Genomic DNA, 19986 nt, shown 5'->3' with positions numbered 1-19986 from the left:
CCGTTCTTGGCCAAGATTTATTTTTTATTCCACCAACCATTACGTTTCCGTATATAAATGATTTGTCCAGCATGATAAGCGTTATGCGCTTGGATATTAGCAATTTCTTTACTCCATTCTGCCAATTGTTCATCAGTGGCTTGTACAATTATTGACTCCCATTCCGTTTGGATACTATCAAGTTCGTTAACGAGGCTTACCCACTCATTTTCAGTATACATTCTAAAGGTGGTTTCATTATCAACCTCAAAATCAGTCATATCTTCTCCGTTGAAAGCCCTTAAGTTGATTCCATTCCAAAAAACCAAGTGTGATACCAATTCTCCAATTGAGTGGTTTTCTGTGCTATCTCTCCAGTTTGATTGCTCTACTGTCAGTCCTTCAAGCGCAGTTTTTGTCGGAACGAACCAATGTTGTTCCGTATGACTTTTTTTCATTAGGTCGGCTAGTAAGGATTTAACCTCCGTATTATCTTTATTTTTTGAACAACCCAAAAAGAGAATAACAATTCCGATTAACAGTATATTTCGCCTCATAGTCAGACTGCTTTGTCAGTATGGTGTATAATGCTCGTGTAAACTTATTAAGGAGTTTCTCGACTGTGCTAACGCTAGACGGAATAAGATTTACGCGGAAAGGATATTTGACTAATTGCGGAAGACACCTAACGTTGGAGCGACGAAGCGTCACCTTTAACGGTAGAGCCCGAAACATCAGATGCCTTTTTCGCTATTGCTGGCCACTAACCACGTAGATTTATTTATGCCCCTCAAAGTCATCCAACAGCCAATCTAGTCAACTTTTTCTGTTATTTATAATTATTCTAAACAATATAGTTTATTATTGTATTTATCACAAGCAAGCAATTTATCATACCTTCCTAGCCAGTAAAATTGTATGTCTCTGCTTTTTAGAAAGAAGCCCAAACCTTCCGAACCGGATATCAGTACCCCCGAAGGGCTGGAGCAGATCTACCAACGATGTTTTGATACGATGTACGAAATTGGCTACGCACAAACTAAAGATACTGAGATTACCCGCGAACTCATTCAGGAGCTTTTTATATCGGCCTGGGAGAAGAGAGATACGTTGGTTGCCAAGGAAAAAGTAGAGTACTATCTACTGCGACTTTTCAAGTATCGCCTGATCGACCACTTCAGAAAAGAAGCCCGACAGCGGCATCACCATCAGCAAGCCACCCTCGACTACTGCGATGCCAGTCACTGCACCGAACAGGAGATTGCTTATGCCGAGTTGAAAGATAACGTAGATACACTGGTGGATCGGCTTCCTTGCCAATGTCGTCGGGTGTATCGAATGAGTCGCGAACAGGGGTTATCCAATAAAGAGATTGCCTCGTCGCTGCTGATCTCCGAACGGGCCGTGGCGTATCACCTGGCTAAGGCCACAACCTTTTTACGCGAAAAACTACCGGATTACACTCGCGCCCAGCCTTGACAGTTGCTTTACACCTGTTTAAAGAGATGTCCGACGTTTTAATCGCTATCGTCAGAGAAATACTTTGGCACTCAAACGTCGGACATCTTCCGTGACCACTTAGCAGTCTAGTCTTCTTCTACAACCACATCAGATCGCCTGAAACCGAAAATATAAATATCTCAATGTGAGCCGATTACACTTACGTTCGAAATAAATTCGATATTTTTTCACCACTGACCTTCACCTAATGCCCCGCCCGTTCGGATAGTAGTATAGAAAGCAATACTACGGTCTGATGAATATTTCTCCTGAATTACTAAAAAAGTACGCGGCGGGCACCTGCTCCGAAGAAGAACGTCGTCGCGTTGAGCGGTGGCTCGCCGACGATAACCTGAGTGCCTCTTCGCCCCTATCGACCTTCGCCGCAGAACGTACCCGTGGGTGGAACAGTATTTCCCAAACCATAGGCCATTCCCAAGCAAAAGTACTTCCGGTACACAAAAAAGTTGTCCGCTACCTAGCGGCTGCCTGCTTTTTGTTCGGTTTACTCAATGCTGGGTATTGGGTATCTGTCCATGAGTTTGGCTATGATGACCGAACGGCCTCTACTGAGCCAGAAGGGTACGTATTGGTACTGACGGGAAGTGGAAAATCAGAAAAGGTAACGGATCAGGTGTGCGAAATTGAGTTTCAGGGTATCGTACAGCTTCAAAATACTTCCACTACCCGTAAGACCGTTCGCTGCCACGGTGAGCGACTTGATTTAGAACCCCACCAAATTTATCACCTGACCAAACCCCACCAGGAGCTGGTCATCAAAAGAATCAACAACTTCATCATCGCCCCTACCTACTCGCCCTACCAAACAAGTAACTTTTCGGTGAAGTGCGTGCAAGCCTAAACCTGCGTGATGCCTAAAAGAATTTGAGACGATATTATGAAAAAATTACTGGCGTGGCTGATGATTAGCGGGGGAATAGTTTTGCCTAGTATGGCGCAGGTGGGTAGCATTCGGGGTAAGGTAACCGATAAGAAAGGACAAGCGTTACCCGGGGCGACTGTCCGGATACTTGATTCATCGCTGGGAGCGATTACCAATACCGATGGAACGTATCAGATACCAAATGTAGCCTCTGGTAGTTATGCACTGGAAGCCTCGTCGGTAGGCTACGAACAACAAACCAGGCGGTTGACCCTAAAGGCTCGGCAGACCGCTGTTTGGAACGCTCAACTGTCCGCCAGTGTGACCGGGATGGAGGAAGTAGTGGTGGTGGGCGAGTCAGAGGCGAGTGTAATGAAAAGATCGGCGAACAGCATTGAAGTAGTCTCTCTTCAGAAAGCTGTGGTTCGCTCAGCCGATTTGGGGCAGGTACTTGCCCAAACTAAAGGGGTGAGTGTGCAGCGCAGCGGCGGGCTTGGTTCATCCATCCGGTTGAGTCTAAACGGCTTAACCGACGACCAGATTCGTTATTTTTACTACGATGTGCCGTTAGATTTTTCGGCTTTTGGTTTTGGCCTGGCCAATATTCCGGTGGGTATGCTCGAGCGGGTAGATATTTACAAGGGAGTGGTACCTACCGCTCTGGGAGCCGATGCCCTGGGAGGAGCTGTGCACGTGATTCCGAAGCCTGTACCCCCCGGCTGGCACGGGTCAGCATCCTATCAGTTTGGCTCATTTGGCACCCAACGAGCCGAAGCCAATGTGAGCTACTACGGAGACAATCACTTCTTCGCCAATACCGGCCTTTACTATGACTTTGCTCGTAATGACTACGCTATTTTTATGGGTATCCCCGATGAACAAGGAAGGCTCACCGAAGAACCCGTAGAGAAGTTTCACGATGCCTACCAGGGCTACGGAATAACTGCCGAAACAGGAATTAAGGGACGAAAAAACCTAGATTTACTTAGCTTAGAGTTGTACGTCTCGACCAACGATCAAGAAATACAGCACGCCCAACTGGGAGTAGAACGTCCAGGTAATCCTCCCCTGATCTTGGGGATCCCTTTCGGGGAGGTCAACTTCAGCCGAAAAACTTCGGGTGCCACGCTTCGCTACGAACATCAACTGGCTCAACCCTGGAAGGTGACTGCCGCCCTGGGCTACAACTACACCGAAACGGAGTATGTGGACAGCGCCCAAAACTTCTATAACTGGTACGGCGAGGTGATTGATCGGCGAAATACCCAAGGGGAAGTGGAATCGGGCAGCCCAGCGCATCAGTTTTTGTGGACGCATCGCCTCTTCCACAAAGTAAACCTGACCTACGAATTCAACGAGCAGCATAGTTTACTCGCCCAAACCTTCGGAACCTATGTATATCGTACCGGAGACGACCGCTTTGCCGGAGCTTTTGATCCGTTTGGTACACTGAGTACCTACCGCACCCAGATTTCTTCGTTGGCTCACACCGTTCGTTCGCGCAGCGATCGACTAGAAATAAATACCTTCGCTAAGTATTATCAGGTAGCGTATGCGTCAGAGGAACCCTCTCGCGATGGTGAAGGAATACGTACTGAAAGCAACGGTAAATCCCGATGGGGAGCCGGAACTAGTTTACGCTATCGCTTCACCCCCACTTTACTGGCTAAGCTATCCTACGAGTGGGCCACCCGGTTGCCCCGGGTTGATGAGGTACTGGGTGATGGCGCGTTTATTTCCGACAACTTAGAACTCAACCCCGAACGTGGGCACAATACCAATGTCGAGCTACAGCTGCGCCCGTCAGCCCGAAGTGCTTGGCAGTGGACGGTCAATCCGGTGTTCTTCTGGCGAGAGATTAACGACCACATTGTATTTTTGCAGGGAATTGGGCGTAGTTCGCTCTACGACAATGTGTTCACCGCCCGCTCGTTGGGGGGCGAACTGGGCGGACAGCTCACCTCCGAACGGGAAGTAGGCAAAATCCGATGGGTAGTTACTACTGAGATGTTTAACGCAGCTGATGCTCGAGTCTATGACTTCTTCGGGGCTCAGCGTCCGGGACGATCTTTTTTTCTAAAAAACACCATTCAATTTTAATGTTTTATCATCATTCAAACAACATAAACATGATTACCACGAAAAGTTTATGGCTTGCCGCCCTATTTGCCATCGTCAGTTTCGCTGCTTGTGATTCGGATGATGCGGGAGACAATCTCAACACTGAATCTACTTCCGCTGTATTGTACGCCATTAATACCAGTTCTCCCGATGGCTTTATTATGTACATGGGAGCCTACGCTGAGTTTCCGGAAACGGAACCCGACCGAGCCAATATGGTCGAGTTGGGTAGTTTGTCCGACGCCGTGACTTATAATGGCGATGTGTTCTCCTTTAACTGGGACACCCGTACTGTAACCAAATGGGAAGTATCTCCGGAGTTGGCACTGAACCGGGGTACCACTATTAGTTTTGCCAACATCGGCATCCCCGCTTATGCTCCGTTCACCTTTCATTCCGAAACGCGAGCCTTTGTATTTGACGTGTTGAACGGTCAGGTAGTAGAGTGGAACCCCGCCGACATGTCGATCACCGAAACAACCACTATTACAACGGCACCCAACGGCTACTCTTCTCCAGCCTATCGCCATGTACAGGTACATAACGACAGAATACTGCTGGTGGTCAATAATATTGATCCCGACAGTGGATTTAAAGTAGATGATATGGTGATGGTGGGTTTATACGATGTAAACAGCAAAACGATGGAGTATAAAACGGATGCGCGCATGTCAACTACCTCTTCCAGCGTTATGGACAGCCAGGGGATCGTTTATTTGACTCCAAACCGGGGAATTCATTTTCCGATGGTCTTCGGCAATAATGCGGATGTAACCAATTTTGGTAAAATGCTGCGTTTTGATATGAATACCGGCGAGTTCGATCCTTCCTTCGAGATGGATTTAGGGGCGTTGGTAGAAGGGCCACCTTCGCACGTCTATCTGCTAAACGACAACGAAATGGTGGTAGAAACCACAGTGGAACCCCTGCCCGAGAGCATTACCCCGGACAACTACTACGCCGTGGCGCGAGCAACCCTCAAGAAGGTCAGCGTATCGGATGAGCAAGTGACCAATTACACCATCGTGGGTGAAAATGTGCAGTCTTGGATCAATAATGTAGATTTTATCGTGGGCGATGCGCTCTTTTTTCCTGCCGGTGAGTTTCCTGACAACGATTACGCTACGGTTAATACTCGCTTATTCCGCGTGACTTCTTCGGGGGCTGAACTGCTTTACGAAGCCGATAATTCCTGGCCAGTAACTATTCAGAAAATAAGATAAGCCACCATTTTGTCGTACGTAAACTATCTACTGCCGCGTTTACCGGTAGGCTAAACAGTGGTACCTGCTGGATGTTACGGCAGGTACCACCTTCCAAAGAGAACGTTCACTGAGTCCTTAGCAGTAACCAAGGCACCTTCGGCTGATGCCTGATTCCACCTACCCGAAAGAGATGTCAGACACCTTTCTTCCCCTTCCTCACTGAGTCCGTTAAACATGTCTGTTCTCCACGGCATACGGCCGTACGCTCATGTGAACATATTTTCCTCCTTATTCGAGTATGTAAGCCTTACTTCGCCACCAGTTTTTTGCCCAGGTACTATTTCAAAGTCTAGTAGGAAATCTGGTGTGATGGTGCTGGACCCGAAGTCAACTGCTTGAGGGGAGGGGCAAATTGCGTGAGCTTAATGCCGTTCACTGCTGTTCTATATTCCTCAATTGTAGGGGTTCGGCCCAGAATAGCCGAAAGAACTACGACAGGGGTAGATGCTAATAAAGATTCGCCTTTCTTGCGGTCTGAGTCTTTGACAACCCGTCCTTGAAACAAACGGGTAGAAGTCGCCATCACAGTATCTCCTTTTTCGGCTTTCTCTTGATTACCCATACAAAGGTTACAACCCGGTCGCTCTAGATACAGAATGTTATCGTATTCGGTACGCGCGGTGCTTTTAGGAGCTGCATCATCAAACTCAAAACCAGAATACTTCTGGAGTACTTCCCAGTCGCCCTCTTCTTTGAGTTCATCAATGATGTTGTAGGTAGGGGCCGTTACGACCAAAGGGGCTCCAAACTCAACCTTACCGTATTTTTCTTCCAGGTTCTTAAGCATCTTAGAAACGATCTTAATGTCACCCTTGTGTACCATACAAGAACCCACAAACCCGAGGTCTACCTTTTTCTCCCCCGCATAATAAGTAAGCTCCCGAATGGTGTCGTGGGTATATCGTTTAGAGACGTCTTCGTTATTCACGTCCGGGTCGGCGATCATCGGCTCGTTGATGATGTCTAAGTCAACGACAAATTCCGCGTAGTAGTGAGCATTGGCATCCGGGGCCAGGGCCGGTTTTTCGCCGGATTGGATCTGGGCTATTCTTTCGTTGGCCTTATCAATGAGTCCTTGCAGCACCTGTTGCTCGTTGTCCATCCCTTTATCAATCATGATCTGGATTCTCCCTTTGGCTATTTCCAGCGACTCGATCAGCGTATCGTCTTGTGAAATACAGATAGAAGCCTTCGCCTTCATTTCCGCGGTCCAATCCGTAAAGGTAAATGCCTGGTCAGAAGGTAGTGTCCCGATATGAACTTCAATTACCCGGCCTTGGAATACATTCTCGCCCTTAAACTTTTTAAGCATCTGCGCTTGGGTAGCATGAACGACGTCCCGAAAATCCATATAGTCCTTCATTTTCCCTTCGAACGTCACTTTCACTGATTCGGGGATGGGCATAGAAGCCTCTCCCGTTGCCAGGGCCAAGGCCACCGTTCCCGAGTCGGCTCCGAAAGCCACGCCTTTAGACATCCTGGTGTGCGAGTCGCCCCCTATAACGATCGCCCAATCGTCTATCGTAATATCGTTGAGTACCTTGTGGATGACATCGGTCAGCGGGTGGTATTTGTGCTCAGGATCACGCGCCGTAATCAGCCCGAAATCATGCATAAACTTCATCAGCCTCGGGATATTTTCCTGCGATTTACGATCCCATACGGAAGCGGTGTGGCACCCCGACTGATAGCCAGCATCTACGATGGGCGAAATCACCGTGGCCGCCATCATTTCCAGTTCTTGGGAAGTCATCAGGCCGGTAGTATCCTGGGAGCCTACGATGTTGACTTCCGCTCGTACGTACGAACCCGCGTGTAGCGTGGCTCCTGAAGTGCCCACGGCGTTTTTATTGAAGATTTTCTCTACCGCTGTAAGCCCCTGCCCTTCGTGGGAAACTTCTTTCGACGGGGCGAACACAGGCGGAACGTCCATGCCCAGCGTCTGGGCGGCAAACGTCTGTAGCTTTTTACCGAACACGATGGCGTAGGATCCTCCCGCTCGCATAAACTCCATTTTCTGAGGCGTAAATGCCGAAGAGACGTCCATCAATTCTTGATCCCCCTTGTACAGTTTTTTCGTCTTCGTATTGATGGTGAGCACCGTGCCGGTATCGACGGAGTAGGTTTGTTCCAGAATGGGTTCACCGGCTTCGTCTACGACGAGATTACCCGCGTCATCGTGTTTTTTCACCCAATTTTTAAGGTCCAGGCCGATACCTCCGGTCACGCCCACGGTGGTCAGGAAGATGGGTGAGATACCATTGGTACCCGCTACCACCGGAGCAATATTAATAAAGGGTACGTACGGACTCGCTTGTTTTCCAATCCAAAGGGCTACGTTATTTACCCCCGACATTCGGGAAGAGCCTACCCCCATTGTCCCCTTTTCGGCGATCAGCATTACTCGCTTGTTCGGATGCTTTTCTTGCAGTGTCCGGAGTGCGTTTTGTTGCTCCTTATTATGTTCGAACATACACTGACCGTGTAGCTCGCGGTCTGACCGAGAGTGAGCGTCACTACCCGGAGAAAGCAAATCGGTAGAAATATCTCCTACGCCCGCGATAAATGTCACTAGCTCAATTTCTTCTTCTATCTCCGGTAGCTTAGTGAAAAACTCGGCTTTCGCGTAGCTTTCGAGAATATCCCGGGCAATTTCGCTGCCCGAGTCATACGCTTTTCCCAAACGATCCATATCGGCTTCGTAGAGGAACACCTGGGTCTTCAATACCTCAGCGGCTTCTTCGGCAATGGCCTTATCGTCGCCCAACGCCAGGTCGAGGAGTACCTCCACGGAAGGTCCGCCCTTCATGTGCGATAGTTGCTCGAGGGCAAATGCCGGTGAAATTTCTTCTACCGCAGCTTCACCCAGGATAATTTCTTTCAAGAACGTGGCCTTTACCTCAGCCGCACGGGTAGTGCCAGGCAACACATTATAAATGAAAAAGTGAAGGGAATCAGATCGGTGCTCGTTATCTACATCTTTGATTTGCTCGATAATCTCGCTTAGCAATGCTGCCCCATCAATCGGCTTGGGATGGAGGTTTTGATCTTTTCTCTCTTCAATCTCCTTCAGGTATTCACTGTATCTACTCATAGAAATATTTTGTTAACGTAAGGGAAAGCCATGAATCATATTAGAAAACAAAAAAAGAGATTACTAAATTCTTTCCCGGTAGCAAAAGTAAACAATTTGCCTGATTTAGCGTACTCTGGCCCGCTCGAGAAGAGCGATGAGCGTGGGGGCGGAATTGATTAGGCTTCTCCGATGGTTTGTCGTAGAGCACTAACTCGGTAGCACTATCCACGAATTTTTGAATGTGAAAGCATGATTTCAAGATGGTAAAGCCTATGCGTAACTAAAGTAGTTCAACATTTGAAAGGCTGCTCTACTGGCGGGTATACGACAGAAGTGCATATTGTCTTGACGAACCTGTTCCGGTATCTCCCTCTATGCTACGGGATACCCCGCCCTACGCTGGTCGGCACCCCCGATGGGCGCGTGGCATCCACCGAAATTCGCCGGACGCAGGGCCTCCTGGAGATAACGTTATTTTTGTAAAATTGTCGTACACCCCTACTGACTCGAGTCAATATAATCTTATGTTGATGCGCTTATCATAGACCAAAAGTTGTGATCGCATAAAAAGTACTTAAGACGTAGGAAATGTAAGGGGTAATACATACGCTACTCACTTACCGTTACATCAAAAGCACTGTTGAGCACCTGTCCGACCCGCTTCATCTGTATCCAGATGCGGTAGTCGCCTGCTTCAGGGAACACGTAGGGAAAAGTGACAACGGAGTGGCCAACGTGCGCTCCGCTTTCATCATCCGTATCGTGCCCCATGTCTTCCATCAAAAAACCTTCCCGCTCTGGATCACTCATTGCCCGAATGGATGCTACCAATTGGTTGATGCTATCCGTGAACTGTACAGGGTCAGGCAAGGTAGGCAGGGTTTGATCCTCGGCAATGCGGCTCTCCAGTACCGACTGCGAGGCCATAGAGTAGTTTCCGACCGGGTGTAGATGAACGTACACACTGCCGTCGTTTTTAAATACCACCATGTGTCCCATCATACCCATGTAGGGTTCTAGTTGGGCTGGATTCCCTTCTGGATCTTGAATGGCAAAGGTCATCGGATATAGCTTACCAACTACGAGTGGCTCATTGGCCTCGTGCTCCCAGATAGCCGTAGAACCGTCCGGCAGCGGTGTATCAATGCCGGGTTTGCCACAGACTACAATCTGATTAGCCTGTAACTGTGGTTTCTGGTTTCCCACCGGATTAGAGATGATATACGTATCGTCGGGATCGACGTAAAGATCAGCTTCAGTGACCGAGGCGAGGCGAGCGGGTAGTGGAGTTTCAGGGATATCTACCGTATCGGCGATGGTTTCAGCAAAACCGTTCCAACGAACTACGTCGGCGTAGACGAAGTACCGACCCTGCGGCAGCGGTGGTAGTTTTACTTGGTAGTTTAGCGTATCTACCCGCTGAGGGTGCAAATGGGCAAAGGCATCTAAGCTTCCCTCCCGAATCAAGAACATATGCATCAGCTTACCGTGGTCGGGAATGAAGTAGCTGGTTCGGCTACCTTCCCCCCGGTACGAAAGGTAGGTAGTATCAATAGCGAAGTTCAATACTTTCCCTTCCTCCGTTTCCAGAATTGTTGAGGTGGCCTGGAACGGGCGGTACATGTAGCGCTGATAACGATCCGCCCAATTTTGCCACCAAGAGTTCCCCCCGTATAGCACCAAGCTCAATACGAGCAGGGCTATTCCGGCCCCTACCCAGCGCTGACGACGATGGCGGGGTGTAAACGGCTGATCGGGTGACAATGTTCCGTCGCTGACGCTAGCCCCAATGATCGTCACCATCAGCACGACCAATAGTATGCCTAGTCCAGCCAGTACCCATCCTAATAATGGCTCCATCTCCTTTTGAGCGGTGGATGCAGCCATTACCGGTACCACCACTACTCCCTTTCCTTGAGCACCTTCTACAGTTATTTCTAAACTAGCCGTGCCACTAGACATCAGCCAAACCATTCCTTCGTATTGAAGGGAATTTTCTTCGGAAGGCAGGGCTTCATCGGGCGAAGGTGAGCCTTCATCGCCCGCGTACCAGTAGATCGGCTTCACCCAAATGTGGTCAATTATCCCGTTATCGACAATGATTTGCACTTGAGCAGTCCCGGGGATTACCTCGGGCGGGTCAATACTCACCAGTAGCGAATACGGCCCGGCTTTACCCTCAAACACCACTCCGGGACTCCCTACGTGGGCTTGGGTACTCAAAGCCAGCAGAAAGCCCATACCTGTCAAAAGAATTTTTACAACCTTCATCTGATTCGTTTTAATTAGGTTACCGACGAACTTGCTGCATCCAACGGCCCCAGTACAGGCCTAAGCGGGTAGTCAGCACCGACACTCCTACCGCCGTTAGTAATCCGACAACCAGATTCCATCCGGTCGTCTCCATCCAGGGAGCGAAGGCATAACGGTACTCCCAGTCAGGGTTATTACTAAAGTACCATGTCTCGGTGCCGAAGAACCCATTACGAGCGTAGGGCGACATCAGAAAATCACCGAAAGGCCACTGCACTGCCGCAAAAACCCCAATGAATAGCACCGCTATCACCAAAGCTTGTAGCCAATCGTTTTTACCACGGAAACGGTTAAGTACCCCATCAATGGTGAGGGCCGGAAAAATCAGTAAGAGTGGAAAGTCAAAAGCCTGAAAGTGATCGATATGATTCAGAATGGGCCCTAGCATCGGCTTAGCTGAAAATAGCGGCAGTATCCAGTTCATCAGCATGAGTACCGTCATATATACCGCAGTGGTAGCAGTAGCCGCCCACTTCAGGGGGGATGAGCGGGCGATGGCACTGAGCAGAAAAGTGTAAAGTCCTCCACCAATGATATAAAAACTACTGCGATGCATGTCATGCCGCCCCTGAAACTCCGAGGCAATTATAAATAGCATCGTCAGAAAAAATCCCGCAGCAATAATGTAAAATACTTGAAGCCTACGTTGCCGTCGCTGCTGAAGGTCGACAGGCAAATCCGTAGCATCCGTTCGGTTTTGCAGAGCCAACACGGAAATAATCGCCCCGAACTGAATGGTCATCATACCGAGAGCCAGCACGGTGTGGGGCGGGGAAAGAATCGTTACATCCAGTCCGTAGGTATCGTGCCACCAATCGTCAAAAGGGGCTGAGGTGAGCATTGCCAACGCTCCCCAGATACAGAATAATGCTCCTAATGAGCTGTAGAAAATGCCCCAGAAACGCACCGATTGCTTCTTCTGGACTTCTTTTCCCGCGAAAGTCGTCTGAAGTACCTGGTAGCCAGAGAAAGTGCCCGCAATGATAGCCCCCAAGTACATAGCTAGATGAGGAGGGGATAGTAATCCGTCGCGACCAATGCTCATGTGCCAGGAAATATCCCAGATTAGGCCCACCACAATGCATAAAGAGGCAAACACGGTGGCGTAGATAAACCAAGGGATATTGAGCAGCAGGGAAGCTGCACTTGCCTGAGGCAAAGGGGCAGCAACAGTTTTAGAAGCAAGTGTTGTTTCCATGTAGTCTTAGTAATTAGAGAGTAAGGTAAAAAAGAAACCTATCCTTGCCAAAACCAACGAGCGTTTTACGAAGAGTTCGGAGAATCTTGTAAGCAGAAAACCAGATTACAAGAGAGCTACAATGGTTTACCATATTTCTACTTCTAAAATCAAAGTGCAGTTTTTACTTTAGGTTTTTCAGTTTCAGGTTGATCCGCTCGGAATGAGCGGAATGTTTGCCAAACGATGTATACTAACCAGCCGGTTAGTATAATATCAATGGCCGTAGACCCATAGTATACCCCGCCAATACCAATCCACTTCGGTAGCAGTAGCATTACAGGCACGTAAAAAACTACCTGCCGGGCGAGGCCGACAATGCTGGCGTACTTGGGTTGCTCAATGGCGGGTAGGTAGGTGAGCGACATAAAGACGAAAGGTAAAAAAGGAAGTACGAGCGCGTACACCCGAAAGTGGAATAAATCAGCCGGGCTAAACACCATATCGGGCAATACCAAACTGAGACTGGCGGCGGGGAAGAGCGTCAGCAATAACCAGAAAGGAGCGATGAGCCAGAAGCCAGTTTTACAAAATAACAGCAGGGCTTGCTTCACTCGCTCGTACTGTCCTGCCCCGAAGTTGATGCCCACTACGGGTTGCAGGGCACGCATTAACCCAAACAGTGGAGTCATAAGAAAAAGCTGGATACGGTTCGCCGCCGCAAAAAAGGCTAGATCGTCTTCAGTTCCTATCCCGGTGATAGCATTAAAAACTACCACCGCCTGTACCAAACTCATAACCGTAAGAATAAATCCTGGAAAGCCCATTTTAGCAATGGACTGAAACACAGACTGATCATAAGAAAGTGAATGGATATCGGCACGAAAGGAGGCTCGCCCCTGCTGGAAATAAAGATAACCCGTCAGGCAGTAGATCAGCATTCCAATGTTAGTCGCCCAGGCAGCCCCGGCCACTCCCATATCTAGGTAGTATATAAAGATTGGGGTCAGTACTAAGTTAACCCCGAGGCCGTAGCTCATCATGATCGCCGCTTCCTTCATCTTGCCTTCGGCTCGAACAATGAAATTGAGACCTAGGCCGTAAACCCAAAGTGGTGAAGCCAACAGGGTTATTTGTAGATATTCTGTCCCGTAAGTCAACACTTCGCCGGAACCGCCCATTATCTGGATCAAACTATCGGCGAAAAGGTAGGCCGGAAGGGCAAACACCGTGGTTGTTAGCAGCATGAACAAGGTGGCGTTTCCTATTATTTTTCGTTGGGTTTTCTCATCGTTTTTCCCTAGAACAATACTGAGCAAATTACCCGCGCCCGTACCTGCCCAAGAACCAAGTCCCATCATAATAGCAGTGAGAGGATAAGCCAAGGCTACTCCTGCTAGTGCCGTCTCGTTCATCAATCGCCCGATATATACGGTATCCATAAAGGCATTAAGCCCAAACAGTACCATAGCGGCTATAGCCGGGAGCGATAGCTTCCACATCACTTTTTTAAGGTCCTCTTGAAGTACCAATACTTTTTGCTGACTGCTTATATCCATAGAGTTGACGATTTTAGTAGAAGGGCATATGACGACTTGTCGTCTGGCATTATACCCAGCTTTTTAGTGTGTTTGTAATTTTAGTCGGTACTAACTTTTATATCAGTTCGCATTTTTCCTCGTTCTGAGCTTTGACGAAGAAAATAATAAGTGAGAAGAAAGTGACTGGAAAGCCCTAAGTGGAACCCAATGCCATTAGCTACTATTTTTAGTGGTGGATATATGCCTTCGGTACTTGCTAATATATAAATTGGTAATGTAATCAAGGCCGGATTACAGAATGCCATCCACTTGGGGTAAACGGTTGGTTTTACCAGTATCAAAACCGAATAAAACACAGAACCTAACAATAAAATAAGGATGCAAACCAGGAAAAGAAATTGATTATACGTCTGAATGGGAACGAGCAAATCTTCTATTATTTTTTCTTTTGGATTGACTTCAATTGCTTGTAAAATACTGTAATAAGGAAAGAATGAACCGTGACCTACGGAGCCGAGAGCAACAAAGTAGGCTAAGAACCCGCTGGTAACGATTGCCCAAAATTGTCCAGCAGGTCTAAGAGCAAAGTAAGTGGGAACAAATCCCAATGCGGCGAAAGCCAATACCATCGATCCCGCCCAATAGGCTAGGTTTAATGCCCATTGAGGCCAAAATGCTATATTCCCATAAGAATAGAGAATTGTATTACAGACAACAACAGTTACTGATGCAAAAAGACCTATAAGTATACATAGTCTAATAGACTGTATGCTTAGTGTAATGTGGAAGTCACTTTTCATACTACCTTGATTTTTCGATGAAGCCATTTTAACCTATTTCCTTAAAGTCATGGAAAAATTTTGTTTGGCTGAGCTTTTCACATTGGTGCGGATTTTATTCCACTCCGCCACTTTTTTCTTAAAGGTCATTCCCTCACCAAAAGCTCTTTCGGCGTGCTTATTCCAAGTTCCATAAAAAAAGGGAGCAGCTTTAATCTCTTGCCAAGTGGTGAAGCCAATAATGTGGATTACATCCCACTGGGGCACATTTGCTGATGCGAATATCCGTTCTTCCAACTCAAAACCAATAAATCTGCCCGCTTTATCCCGATGGTGTAAGTCCTGCATAGCCGGACCGGAAAAGCGGTATTGGTCTTCGTAGTACTGCTCTCTTGCTTCAGGTTTGGAGAAAAGATACTCTATGGTTTGATTGAGTTTAGGCTCTCTTTCAATTCCATTTTTCGCCGGATAAAACATGTCTAATCCTCGCTGAATTTTCATTACATCTAATGAGCGAAAATCTTCACGTAAGGCAGATTTTTCAATTGAGGAAATGAGAGACAAAGAGAATTCAGAATGATAGACTTCATCGGATAGCATCAGTATAATACAGTTAGTCCAACGCTTCGCACTCTCCTGATAACGTAACGGCTTGTGTTCAAAAGGAAGCACCTGACTGATCTGTTGTTTCTGGTGCAAATCATCAATGATAGGGTGTATATCACTCCTGTAGCTATTCCAAAAATCACGCTGATTATCAGCTTCCCAAGTTAGAACCAATGCCTTCTTCTGCTCTTTCATTTCAGTATCTGTTTTGCTTTTGTCATAAGTCAAGTCCTCAATAAATACGAAAAGCACAAAAGCTATTATTCCCCCAAAAACTGCTAATAATCCCCATTTAATTTTCTTCCTCATATCATTTTTTAAACTCTAAGTGATCTTATGTGGTGGTGGAAGAAGCATTCTACTAGTTGCCGGAGCCTTCCGAAATTTCCGCAACAATACACCTTCGTACTATTGAGGCACAAAACTTAGGAAGTCTTGTTAAATACTACCAAGCACTGACTACGCAGATTCATCTATCGCTATTTTTTATCACTACCCTGACCATAGGGTGCAGCTAAATAATCACAAAAAAACCTTTACAAATATACTAATTTAGATTAAGCTAAAAATTTTTTTAGTAAAACCTAAAAATTATTACGCATTTTTTCACTATTTTGTTTAGAATTATTCTAAATAATTATATCTTCCACAAAGAAATTGACGAAATCATCCGGGTAGGTAACTCTACGCGGAATAAAATCTACGCAAAACGGAAAAGATGAAAGTACGACTGCACGCCACCGATATAGTTGATAATAAAATTGAGCACCACTACCCGGCTGGTTTTCATGATAATACCAAAGCTATCACCGAACGGGTTCATCGAGCCGACCCTTGGCTTGGGCAAGGAGATTATCGAGAGCTTTTTTTTGAAGGGATGCACATTGGCTACGGGCATTTAGCTCCTAGAAAAAATACGCTCATAAACTTTGAGAGTGATTTTGAATCGGTAGAAATGCATTTTGCTCTCGGCGGTCAGGTGCAAACTACTGATCTGCACACCAAAAAGCAGTATAACTTCAGCCAGAACGAACATAATATTTTGTACGCAGCGGGTTTTAAGGGGCGGTCAACTTGGGCTACTAACCCTCGTATGGAAGTGTTTGAAGTGAATGTTATGCCTAGTCTTTTTAAGAAATATCTACCGGAACATGTAGCATTTGAGGAATTCCGAAAATCACTTACTCAGCAACGAACAAGCCTACTCGTTGATCGGAACCGACCGATTAGTGCCCGTATGCGAATGATTATCCACGAAATCATGCACTGCGAGCGAACCGGGCCACTGAAGAAAATGCTGGTAGAGGCCCGGGTCATTGAATTGTTACTGCTTCAACTAGAGCAAATAATCGCCGATCAGAATACTCATCATCAGGCATCGTCCAATTATTTGAAAAAAGCCGATATAGACCGGATGTACGCTGTTCGAGAAATTATTGAAACCAATGTGAACACTCCTCATTCATTAGGCGCATTAGCCAAGCAAGTAGGCACGAACGAGTTTACGCTCAAGAAAGGCTTCAAATCTTTATTTGGCACCACTGTCTTTGGTTATCTTCTTGAAAGAAAAATGGTACAAGCTCGTGAGATGCTATTAGAAGAAAAAGACAAAACCATTACTGAAGTTTCCGAACAGTGTGGCTACCAGTATGCATCTCACTTTACCACTGCTTTCAAACGGCGATTTGGAGTGCCTCCCAGCCAGCTAAGGCGCGGCGTTTTAAGTGCGAAGTAAGTTAAATTACAATCGCTTTCTTCGGCGGAAGGACCTACGACTGGATAAAATCTTGTATTTCACCCTTTATTTTAATGAAGTGCTGATTTAGGCTATCAAAATCTTTCTCTTCGATTAACTGCTTATCCAGCAGCGAACTTCCCATGCCTACGCCTACCGCCCCAGCGACGAAGAATGAGCGAATATTTTCCTGGGAAACACCCCCAGTGGGAAGTAGCTTAATCTGATTGAGAGGAGCTAAAATGTCTTTGATAAACTGCACGCCTAGTTGGGTAGCCGGAAACACCTTCACTGCGGCTGCCCCCCACGACCAAGCCTGGTGAATCTCTGTGGGAGAATAGGCACCCGGAAAAATCGGTATTTGCCGGGCTACTGTGTGCTTAACCACCCGCTCGTCTAAAATTGGAGTTACGATAAATTGCGCTCCGGCATTCAGAGCAAGCGTAAGGTCATTCATCGTACAAACAGTTCCAGCCCCGATATTCATGCCCGGAAACTCTTTCCTTAGTAATGAAATTATTTTGGGTGCTCCTGGAGTGTTCATGGTAATTTCCAATGTAAACAGCCCGGCATCTTGATAAACTTGCGTGATCGGACGGATAGTGTCTAATGGCAAACTCCGGACAATGCCAACTATCGGAGCTTGGTAGTACCTTTCCCAAGAAAATGATGAGTCAGTTGCCATGTAACGCTAGTATTTTCTTTTGGCCAATTAACAATGCTTTCTCTAGTACTTTACCGCCTAAGAGCACTAGCTGCTGAGGCTCAATTATCGACTTTAGTGCCTGCTGGTAAAGACTAAACACCGGATCGGGCGCGGCTAAAATAATGGTTTCCGATTTATCTTTCAAATAAGCTAGCTCATCGCCAATGAGCATACCGCTGAGCTGATAATAACTATCTTTTGGGTTGTGTTTACTGATAATGTGGTTAGCCCGGATAGTAAACAGGCTAGCCGAAAGCTGGCCCGAAAACCCTAGCTCTAATCCTTCCTGAAAAGCTTGAGCCCGATCATCTGACCAAGAAGCTGGCTCTACCGAACGGGATAGAATACTTTGTTTAGAAATTATGTCAAACAGTTCGCCCGTCATGTAGGTACGAAAACTCCGAAACTCTTGATTAGCGAAAGTAATATGCTTGCTGTGAGTCCCCGGGAGCAATAGTATTCCCTCAGAATAAGGTCGGAGAGGCTCTTCCAAGCCTACGGCCTGAACCTCTTCGCCGCGCATAATTCCGTTGGTGCTCCTAACTCCGGAGATAAGCAGCAAGTCTAGGTCATCTTTAGCCACTTGCTTCCGTACTAATTGTTTACCATCTTGGGAAAATGGCAGAGTAGCGTAGGGCAACTCCCACAAACCGATATTGGACGAAGCCATACCCGCTACCACTATTCGGTGCTGCCGATGCCCCTCCGGTAACTGTTGCCGTTGAGATTTAAGGTAATGAGCAAAAAACTGAAACTGGCTGACTTCCTGCTGACACTGATATTTTTCATAGTGTGCTTTTATCCCCCGATCAGTTTTATGTTCAGCCAGCACCTCCAGTGAGTGCGTCTCTACCACTCGTAGTCTAAAATTGGATGTTCCCCAATCGCAACTAATAAAATGCTCAGGAAGATTCATAGGGCAATCTACACCAATTACCGTAGTTTTCATTCCTTCACCAGGGTTAAGTTAGATAAGCTCCTAGCACGATTTTGGTTTTTGCCTACCATTACGTAACTAGAAACCATGTTGAAAGCCGATCAAAATCGCCCAGTTGTTTTTCAAGGTTCAGTCTGGAACCGCCGGTCATTTCTTAGAAAAAGTGCGTTATCTGCTATGAGTGCAGCATTAGGAACTCACATTGTTCATTCCGCTAACTTACCTGCGGGGTACCTTCCGTTAGTTTTTACGGTAGAAAATAACCCGATGGATGGTAAAGACGAAGCGATGATTGTACGTAGCGAACGCCCCTGGAACGTAGAAGCTCCCCCTCACCTACTGGATGAAGAGATTACTACCTTTCCGAATATTTTCATCCGAAACAACGGAGTTATTCCCCAAAATATTGATGCCAAAACCTGGACGTTGGCTATTGGCGGAGAATCGGTAAAGTCGGAGAAATCTTATAATATGACTGACTTAAAGCAAAAATTTCAGTCACATACCTATCAACTCACATTAGAATGCGGAGGTAACGGGCGAGCTGGATATTACCCTCCGGCCTCGGGCAACCAGTGGGAGGAGGGGGCAATATACTGTGCGGAGTGGACGGGAGTTCGTCTGCGAGATGTACTAACCGATGTAGGTATTAAAGATGATGCAGTGTATATTGGCTACTATGGCAAAGATAAACACCTAAGTGGTGACCCCAATAAAGTAGTAATTTCACGAGGCGTACCAATAGAAAAAGCCATTCAGGATGAAACGCTAATTGCCTGGGCGATGAACAGCAAGGATATTCCACTTGAACATGGTTACCCGCTACGCTTGGTCTGCGGTGGTTGGCCTGCTTCAGCTTCGGGAAAATGGATACACCGAATTGATGTTCGCAACCAGATACACGATGGCCCCAAGATGGGCGGTAATTCTTACCGAGTGCCTGAGTACCCGGTAGCTCCTGGTGAAGAAGTATCGGAAGAAGACTTTAAGATTATAGAGTCTATGCCCGTGAAGTCGCTAATTACCTACCCTAAGTCAGGGGCGATGTTCGATAAATTCAGAAAGCTGGAAGTACGTGGTCATGCCTGGGCTGGCGAACGTAGCGTAGCCCAGGTGGAAGTGTCTACTGACTTTGGAGCTACTTGGCAAAGCTGCACGCTGCAAAAGCCTGTTAATCGACTAGCCTGGCAGCATTGGTCTACTGAACTGGAGTTTCCCATAGCGGGTTATTACGAAGTATGGGCGAAAGCCACTGACGATCAGGGCGTAGCCCAACCAATGGTCATTCCCGGCTGGAATCCTAAAGGTTATTTGAACAATGCTTGCCACCGGATTGCGGTAAAAGTGAAATGATGGAGACAGGAGTCC

Annotated in this window: 16 protein-coding genes; 6 read left to right on the top strand and 10 right to left on the bottom strand. The window is 47.0% G+C overall.

The window, feature by feature from the left end:
- Positions 1-17 precede the first annotated feature (17 nt).
- A complete protein-coding gene (locus P0M28_RS28460) occupies positions 18-536 on the bottom strand; it encodes a DinB family protein (protein WP_302206899.1) in 519 nt (172 codons plus the stop codon).
- Positions 537-897: 361 nt separating this feature from the next.
- Here P0M28_RS28460 and P0M28_RS28455 point away from each other — a divergent pair, with 361 nt between their 5' ends.
- From P0M28_RS28455 to P0M28_RS28440, 4 genes are all read left to right on the top strand, one after another.
- A complete protein-coding gene (locus P0M28_RS28455) occupies positions 898-1458 on the top strand; it encodes a sigma-70 family RNA polymerase sigma factor (protein WP_302206898.1) in 561 nt (186 codons plus the stop codon).
- A 277-nt stretch (positions 1459-1735) separates the two neighbouring features.
- Positions 1736-2341, top strand: a complete 606-nt coding sequence (locus P0M28_RS28450; RefSeq protein ID WP_302206897.1) for a hypothetical protein — start codon at positions 1736-1738, stop codon at positions 2339-2341.
- Positions 2342-2377: 36 nt separating this feature from the next.
- Positions 2378-4462: a TonB-dependent receptor gene (locus tag P0M28_RS28445; RefSeq protein ID WP_302206896.1), complete on the top strand. Its 2085-nt coding sequence runs from the start codon at positions 2378-2380 to the stop codon at positions 4460-4462.
- A 29-nt stretch (positions 4463-4491) separates the two neighbouring features.
- Positions 4492-5706, top strand: a complete 1215-nt coding sequence (locus P0M28_RS28440; RefSeq protein ID WP_302206895.1) for a hypothetical protein — start codon at positions 4492-4494, stop codon at positions 5704-5706.
- A gap of 74 nt (positions 5707-5780) precedes the next feature.
- Here the strand turns inward: P0M28_RS28440 and P0M28_RS28435 are convergent, their stop codons facing one another.
- From P0M28_RS28435 to P0M28_RS28405, 7 genes are all read right to left on the bottom strand, one after another.
- On the bottom strand, positions 5781-5942 hold the full coding sequence (locus P0M28_RS28435) for a hypothetical protein (protein ID WP_302206894.1): 162 nt from the start codon (positions 5940-5942) through the stop codon (positions 5781-5783).
- 95 nt (positions 5943-6037) lie between these two features.
- Positions 6038-8842, bottom strand: a complete 2805-nt coding sequence (locus P0M28_RS28430; protein ID WP_302206893.1) for a bifunctional aconitate hydratase 2/2-methylisocitrate dehydratase — start codon at positions 8840-8842, stop codon at positions 6038-6040.
- A 591-nt stretch (positions 8843-9433) separates the two neighbouring features.
- A complete protein-coding gene (locus P0M28_RS28425; protein WP_302206892.1) occupies positions 9434-11095 on the bottom strand; it encodes a DUF8832 domain-containing protein in 1662 nt (553 codons plus the stop codon).
- A 19-nt stretch (positions 11096-11114) separates the two neighbouring features.
- Positions 11115-12335, bottom strand: coding sequence for a hypothetical protein (locus P0M28_RS28420; protein WP_302206891.1), 1221 nt, complete (start codon positions 12333-12335; stop codon positions 11115-11117).
- 149 nt (positions 12336-12484) lie between these two features.
- Positions 12485-13873, bottom strand: coding sequence for an MATE family efflux transporter (locus P0M28_RS28415; RefSeq protein ID WP_302206890.1), 1389 nt, complete (start codon positions 13871-13873; stop codon positions 12485-12487).
- Positions 13874-13953: 80 nt separating this feature from the next.
- Complete coding sequence (locus tag P0M28_RS28410; protein ID WP_302206889.1) at positions 13954-14655, bottom strand: DUF6796 family protein; 702 nt, start codon at positions 14653-14655, stop codon at positions 13954-13956.
- A 33-nt stretch (positions 14656-14688) separates the two neighbouring features.
- Complete coding sequence (locus P0M28_RS28405; protein ID WP_302206888.1) at positions 14689-15549, bottom strand: hypothetical protein; 861 nt, start codon at positions 15547-15549, stop codon at positions 14689-14691.
- A gap of 409 nt (positions 15550-15958) precedes the next feature.
- On the opposite strand from P0M28_RS28405, the gene P0M28_RS28400 reads away from it, so the two are divergent.
- Positions 15959-16975 carry a helix-turn-helix transcriptional regulator gene (locus P0M28_RS28400; protein ID WP_302206887.1) on the top strand — a complete coding sequence of 339 codons (1017 nt, stop codon included), beginning with the start codon at positions 15959-15961 and terminating at the stop codon, positions 16973-16975.
- 34 nt (positions 16976-17009) lie between these two features.
- On the opposite strand, the gene P0M28_RS28395 is transcribed toward P0M28_RS28400, so the two are convergent.
- Positions 17010-17660: a bifunctional 4-hydroxy-2-oxoglutarate aldolase/2-dehydro-3-deoxy-phosphogluconate aldolase gene (locus P0M28_RS28395; protein WP_302206886.1), complete on the bottom strand. Its 651-nt coding sequence runs from the start codon at positions 17658-17660 to the stop codon at positions 17010-17012.
- Positions 17650-18630: a 2-dehydro-3-deoxygalactonokinase gene (locus P0M28_RS28390; RefSeq protein WP_302206885.1), complete on the bottom strand. Its 981-nt coding sequence runs from the start codon at positions 18628-18630 to the stop codon at positions 17650-17652. Before P0M28_RS28390 ends, P0M28_RS28395 begins: the two co-directional genes overlap by 11 nt.
- 75 nt (positions 18631-18705) lie before the next feature.
- Between P0M28_RS28390 and P0M28_RS28385 the strand changes: the two genes are divergently transcribed.
- Positions 18706-19971, top strand: a complete 1266-nt coding sequence (locus P0M28_RS28385; RefSeq protein WP_302206884.1) for a sulfite oxidase — start codon at positions 18706-18708, stop codon at positions 19969-19971.
- The last annotated feature ends 15 nt before the right edge of the window (positions 19972-19986 follow it).

The organism is Tunicatimonas pelagia (assembly GCF_030506325.1).
Taxonomy (GTDB): domain Bacteria; phylum Bacteroidota; class Bacteroidia; order Cytophagales; family Cyclobacteriaceae; genus Tunicatimonas; species Tunicatimonas pelagia.
Note: the sequence above shows the minus strand (reverse complement) of the source record. Positions and strands in the feature narration are given on the sequence as shown.

Coding starts and splice junctions, on each gene's coding strand:
- P0M28_RS28455 (WP_302206898.1), top strand. CDS start 898: ATGTCTCTGCTTTTTAGAAAGAAGCCCAAACCTTCCGAACCGGATATC.
- P0M28_RS28390 (WP_302206885.1), bottom strand. CDS start 18,630: ATGAAAACTACGGTAATTGGTGTAGATTGCCCTATGAATCTTCCTGAG.
- P0M28_RS28395 (WP_302206886.1), bottom strand. CDS start 17,660: ATGGCAACTGACTCATCATTTTCTTGGGAAAGGTACTACCAAGCTCCG.
- P0M28_RS28415 (WP_302206890.1), bottom strand. CDS start 13,873: ATGGATATAAGCAGTCAGCAAAAAGTATTGGTACTTCAAGAGGACCTT.
- P0M28_RS28385 (WP_302206884.1), top strand. CDS start 18,706: ATGTTGAAAGCCGATCAAAATCGCCCAGTTGTTTTTCAAGGTTCAGTC.
- P0M28_RS28450 (WP_302206897.1), top strand. CDS start 1,736: ATGAATATTTCTCCTGAATTACTAAAAAAGTACGCGGCGGGCACCTGC.
- P0M28_RS28440 (WP_302206895.1), top strand. CDS start 4,492: ATGATTACCACGAAAAGTTTATGGCTTGCCGCCCTATTTGCCATCGTC.
- P0M28_RS28460 (WP_302206899.1), bottom strand. CDS start 536: ATGAGGCGAAATATACTGTTAATCGGAATTGTTATTCTCTTTTTGGGT.
- P0M28_RS28410 (WP_302206889.1), bottom strand. CDS start 14,655: ATGAAAAGTGACTTCCACATTACACTAAGCATACAGTCTATTAGACTA.
- P0M28_RS28445 (WP_302206896.1), top strand. CDS start 2,378: ATGAAAAAATTACTGGCGTGGCTGATGATTAGCGGGGGAATAGTTTTG.
- P0M28_RS28435 (WP_302206894.1), bottom strand. CDS start 5,942: ATGCCGTGGAGAACAGACATGTTTAACGGACTCAGTGAGGAAGGGGAA.
- P0M28_RS28400 (WP_302206887.1), top strand. CDS start 15,959: ATGAAAGTACGACTGCACGCCACCGATATAGTTGATAATAAAATTGAG.
- P0M28_RS28420 (WP_302206891.1), bottom strand. CDS start 12,335: ATGGAAACAACACTTGCTTCTAAAACTGTTGCTGCCCCTTTGCCTCAG.
- P0M28_RS28430 (WP_302206893.1), bottom strand. CDS start 8,842: ATGAGTAGATACAGTGAATACCTGAAGGAGATTGAAGAGAGAAAAGAT.
- P0M28_RS28425 (WP_302206892.1), bottom strand. CDS start 11,095: ATGAAGGTTGTAAAAATTCTTTTGACAGGTATGGGCTTTCTGCTGGCT.
- P0M28_RS28405 (WP_302206888.1), bottom strand. CDS start 15,549: ATGAGGAAGAAAATTAAATGGGGATTATTAGCAGTTTTTGGGGGAATA.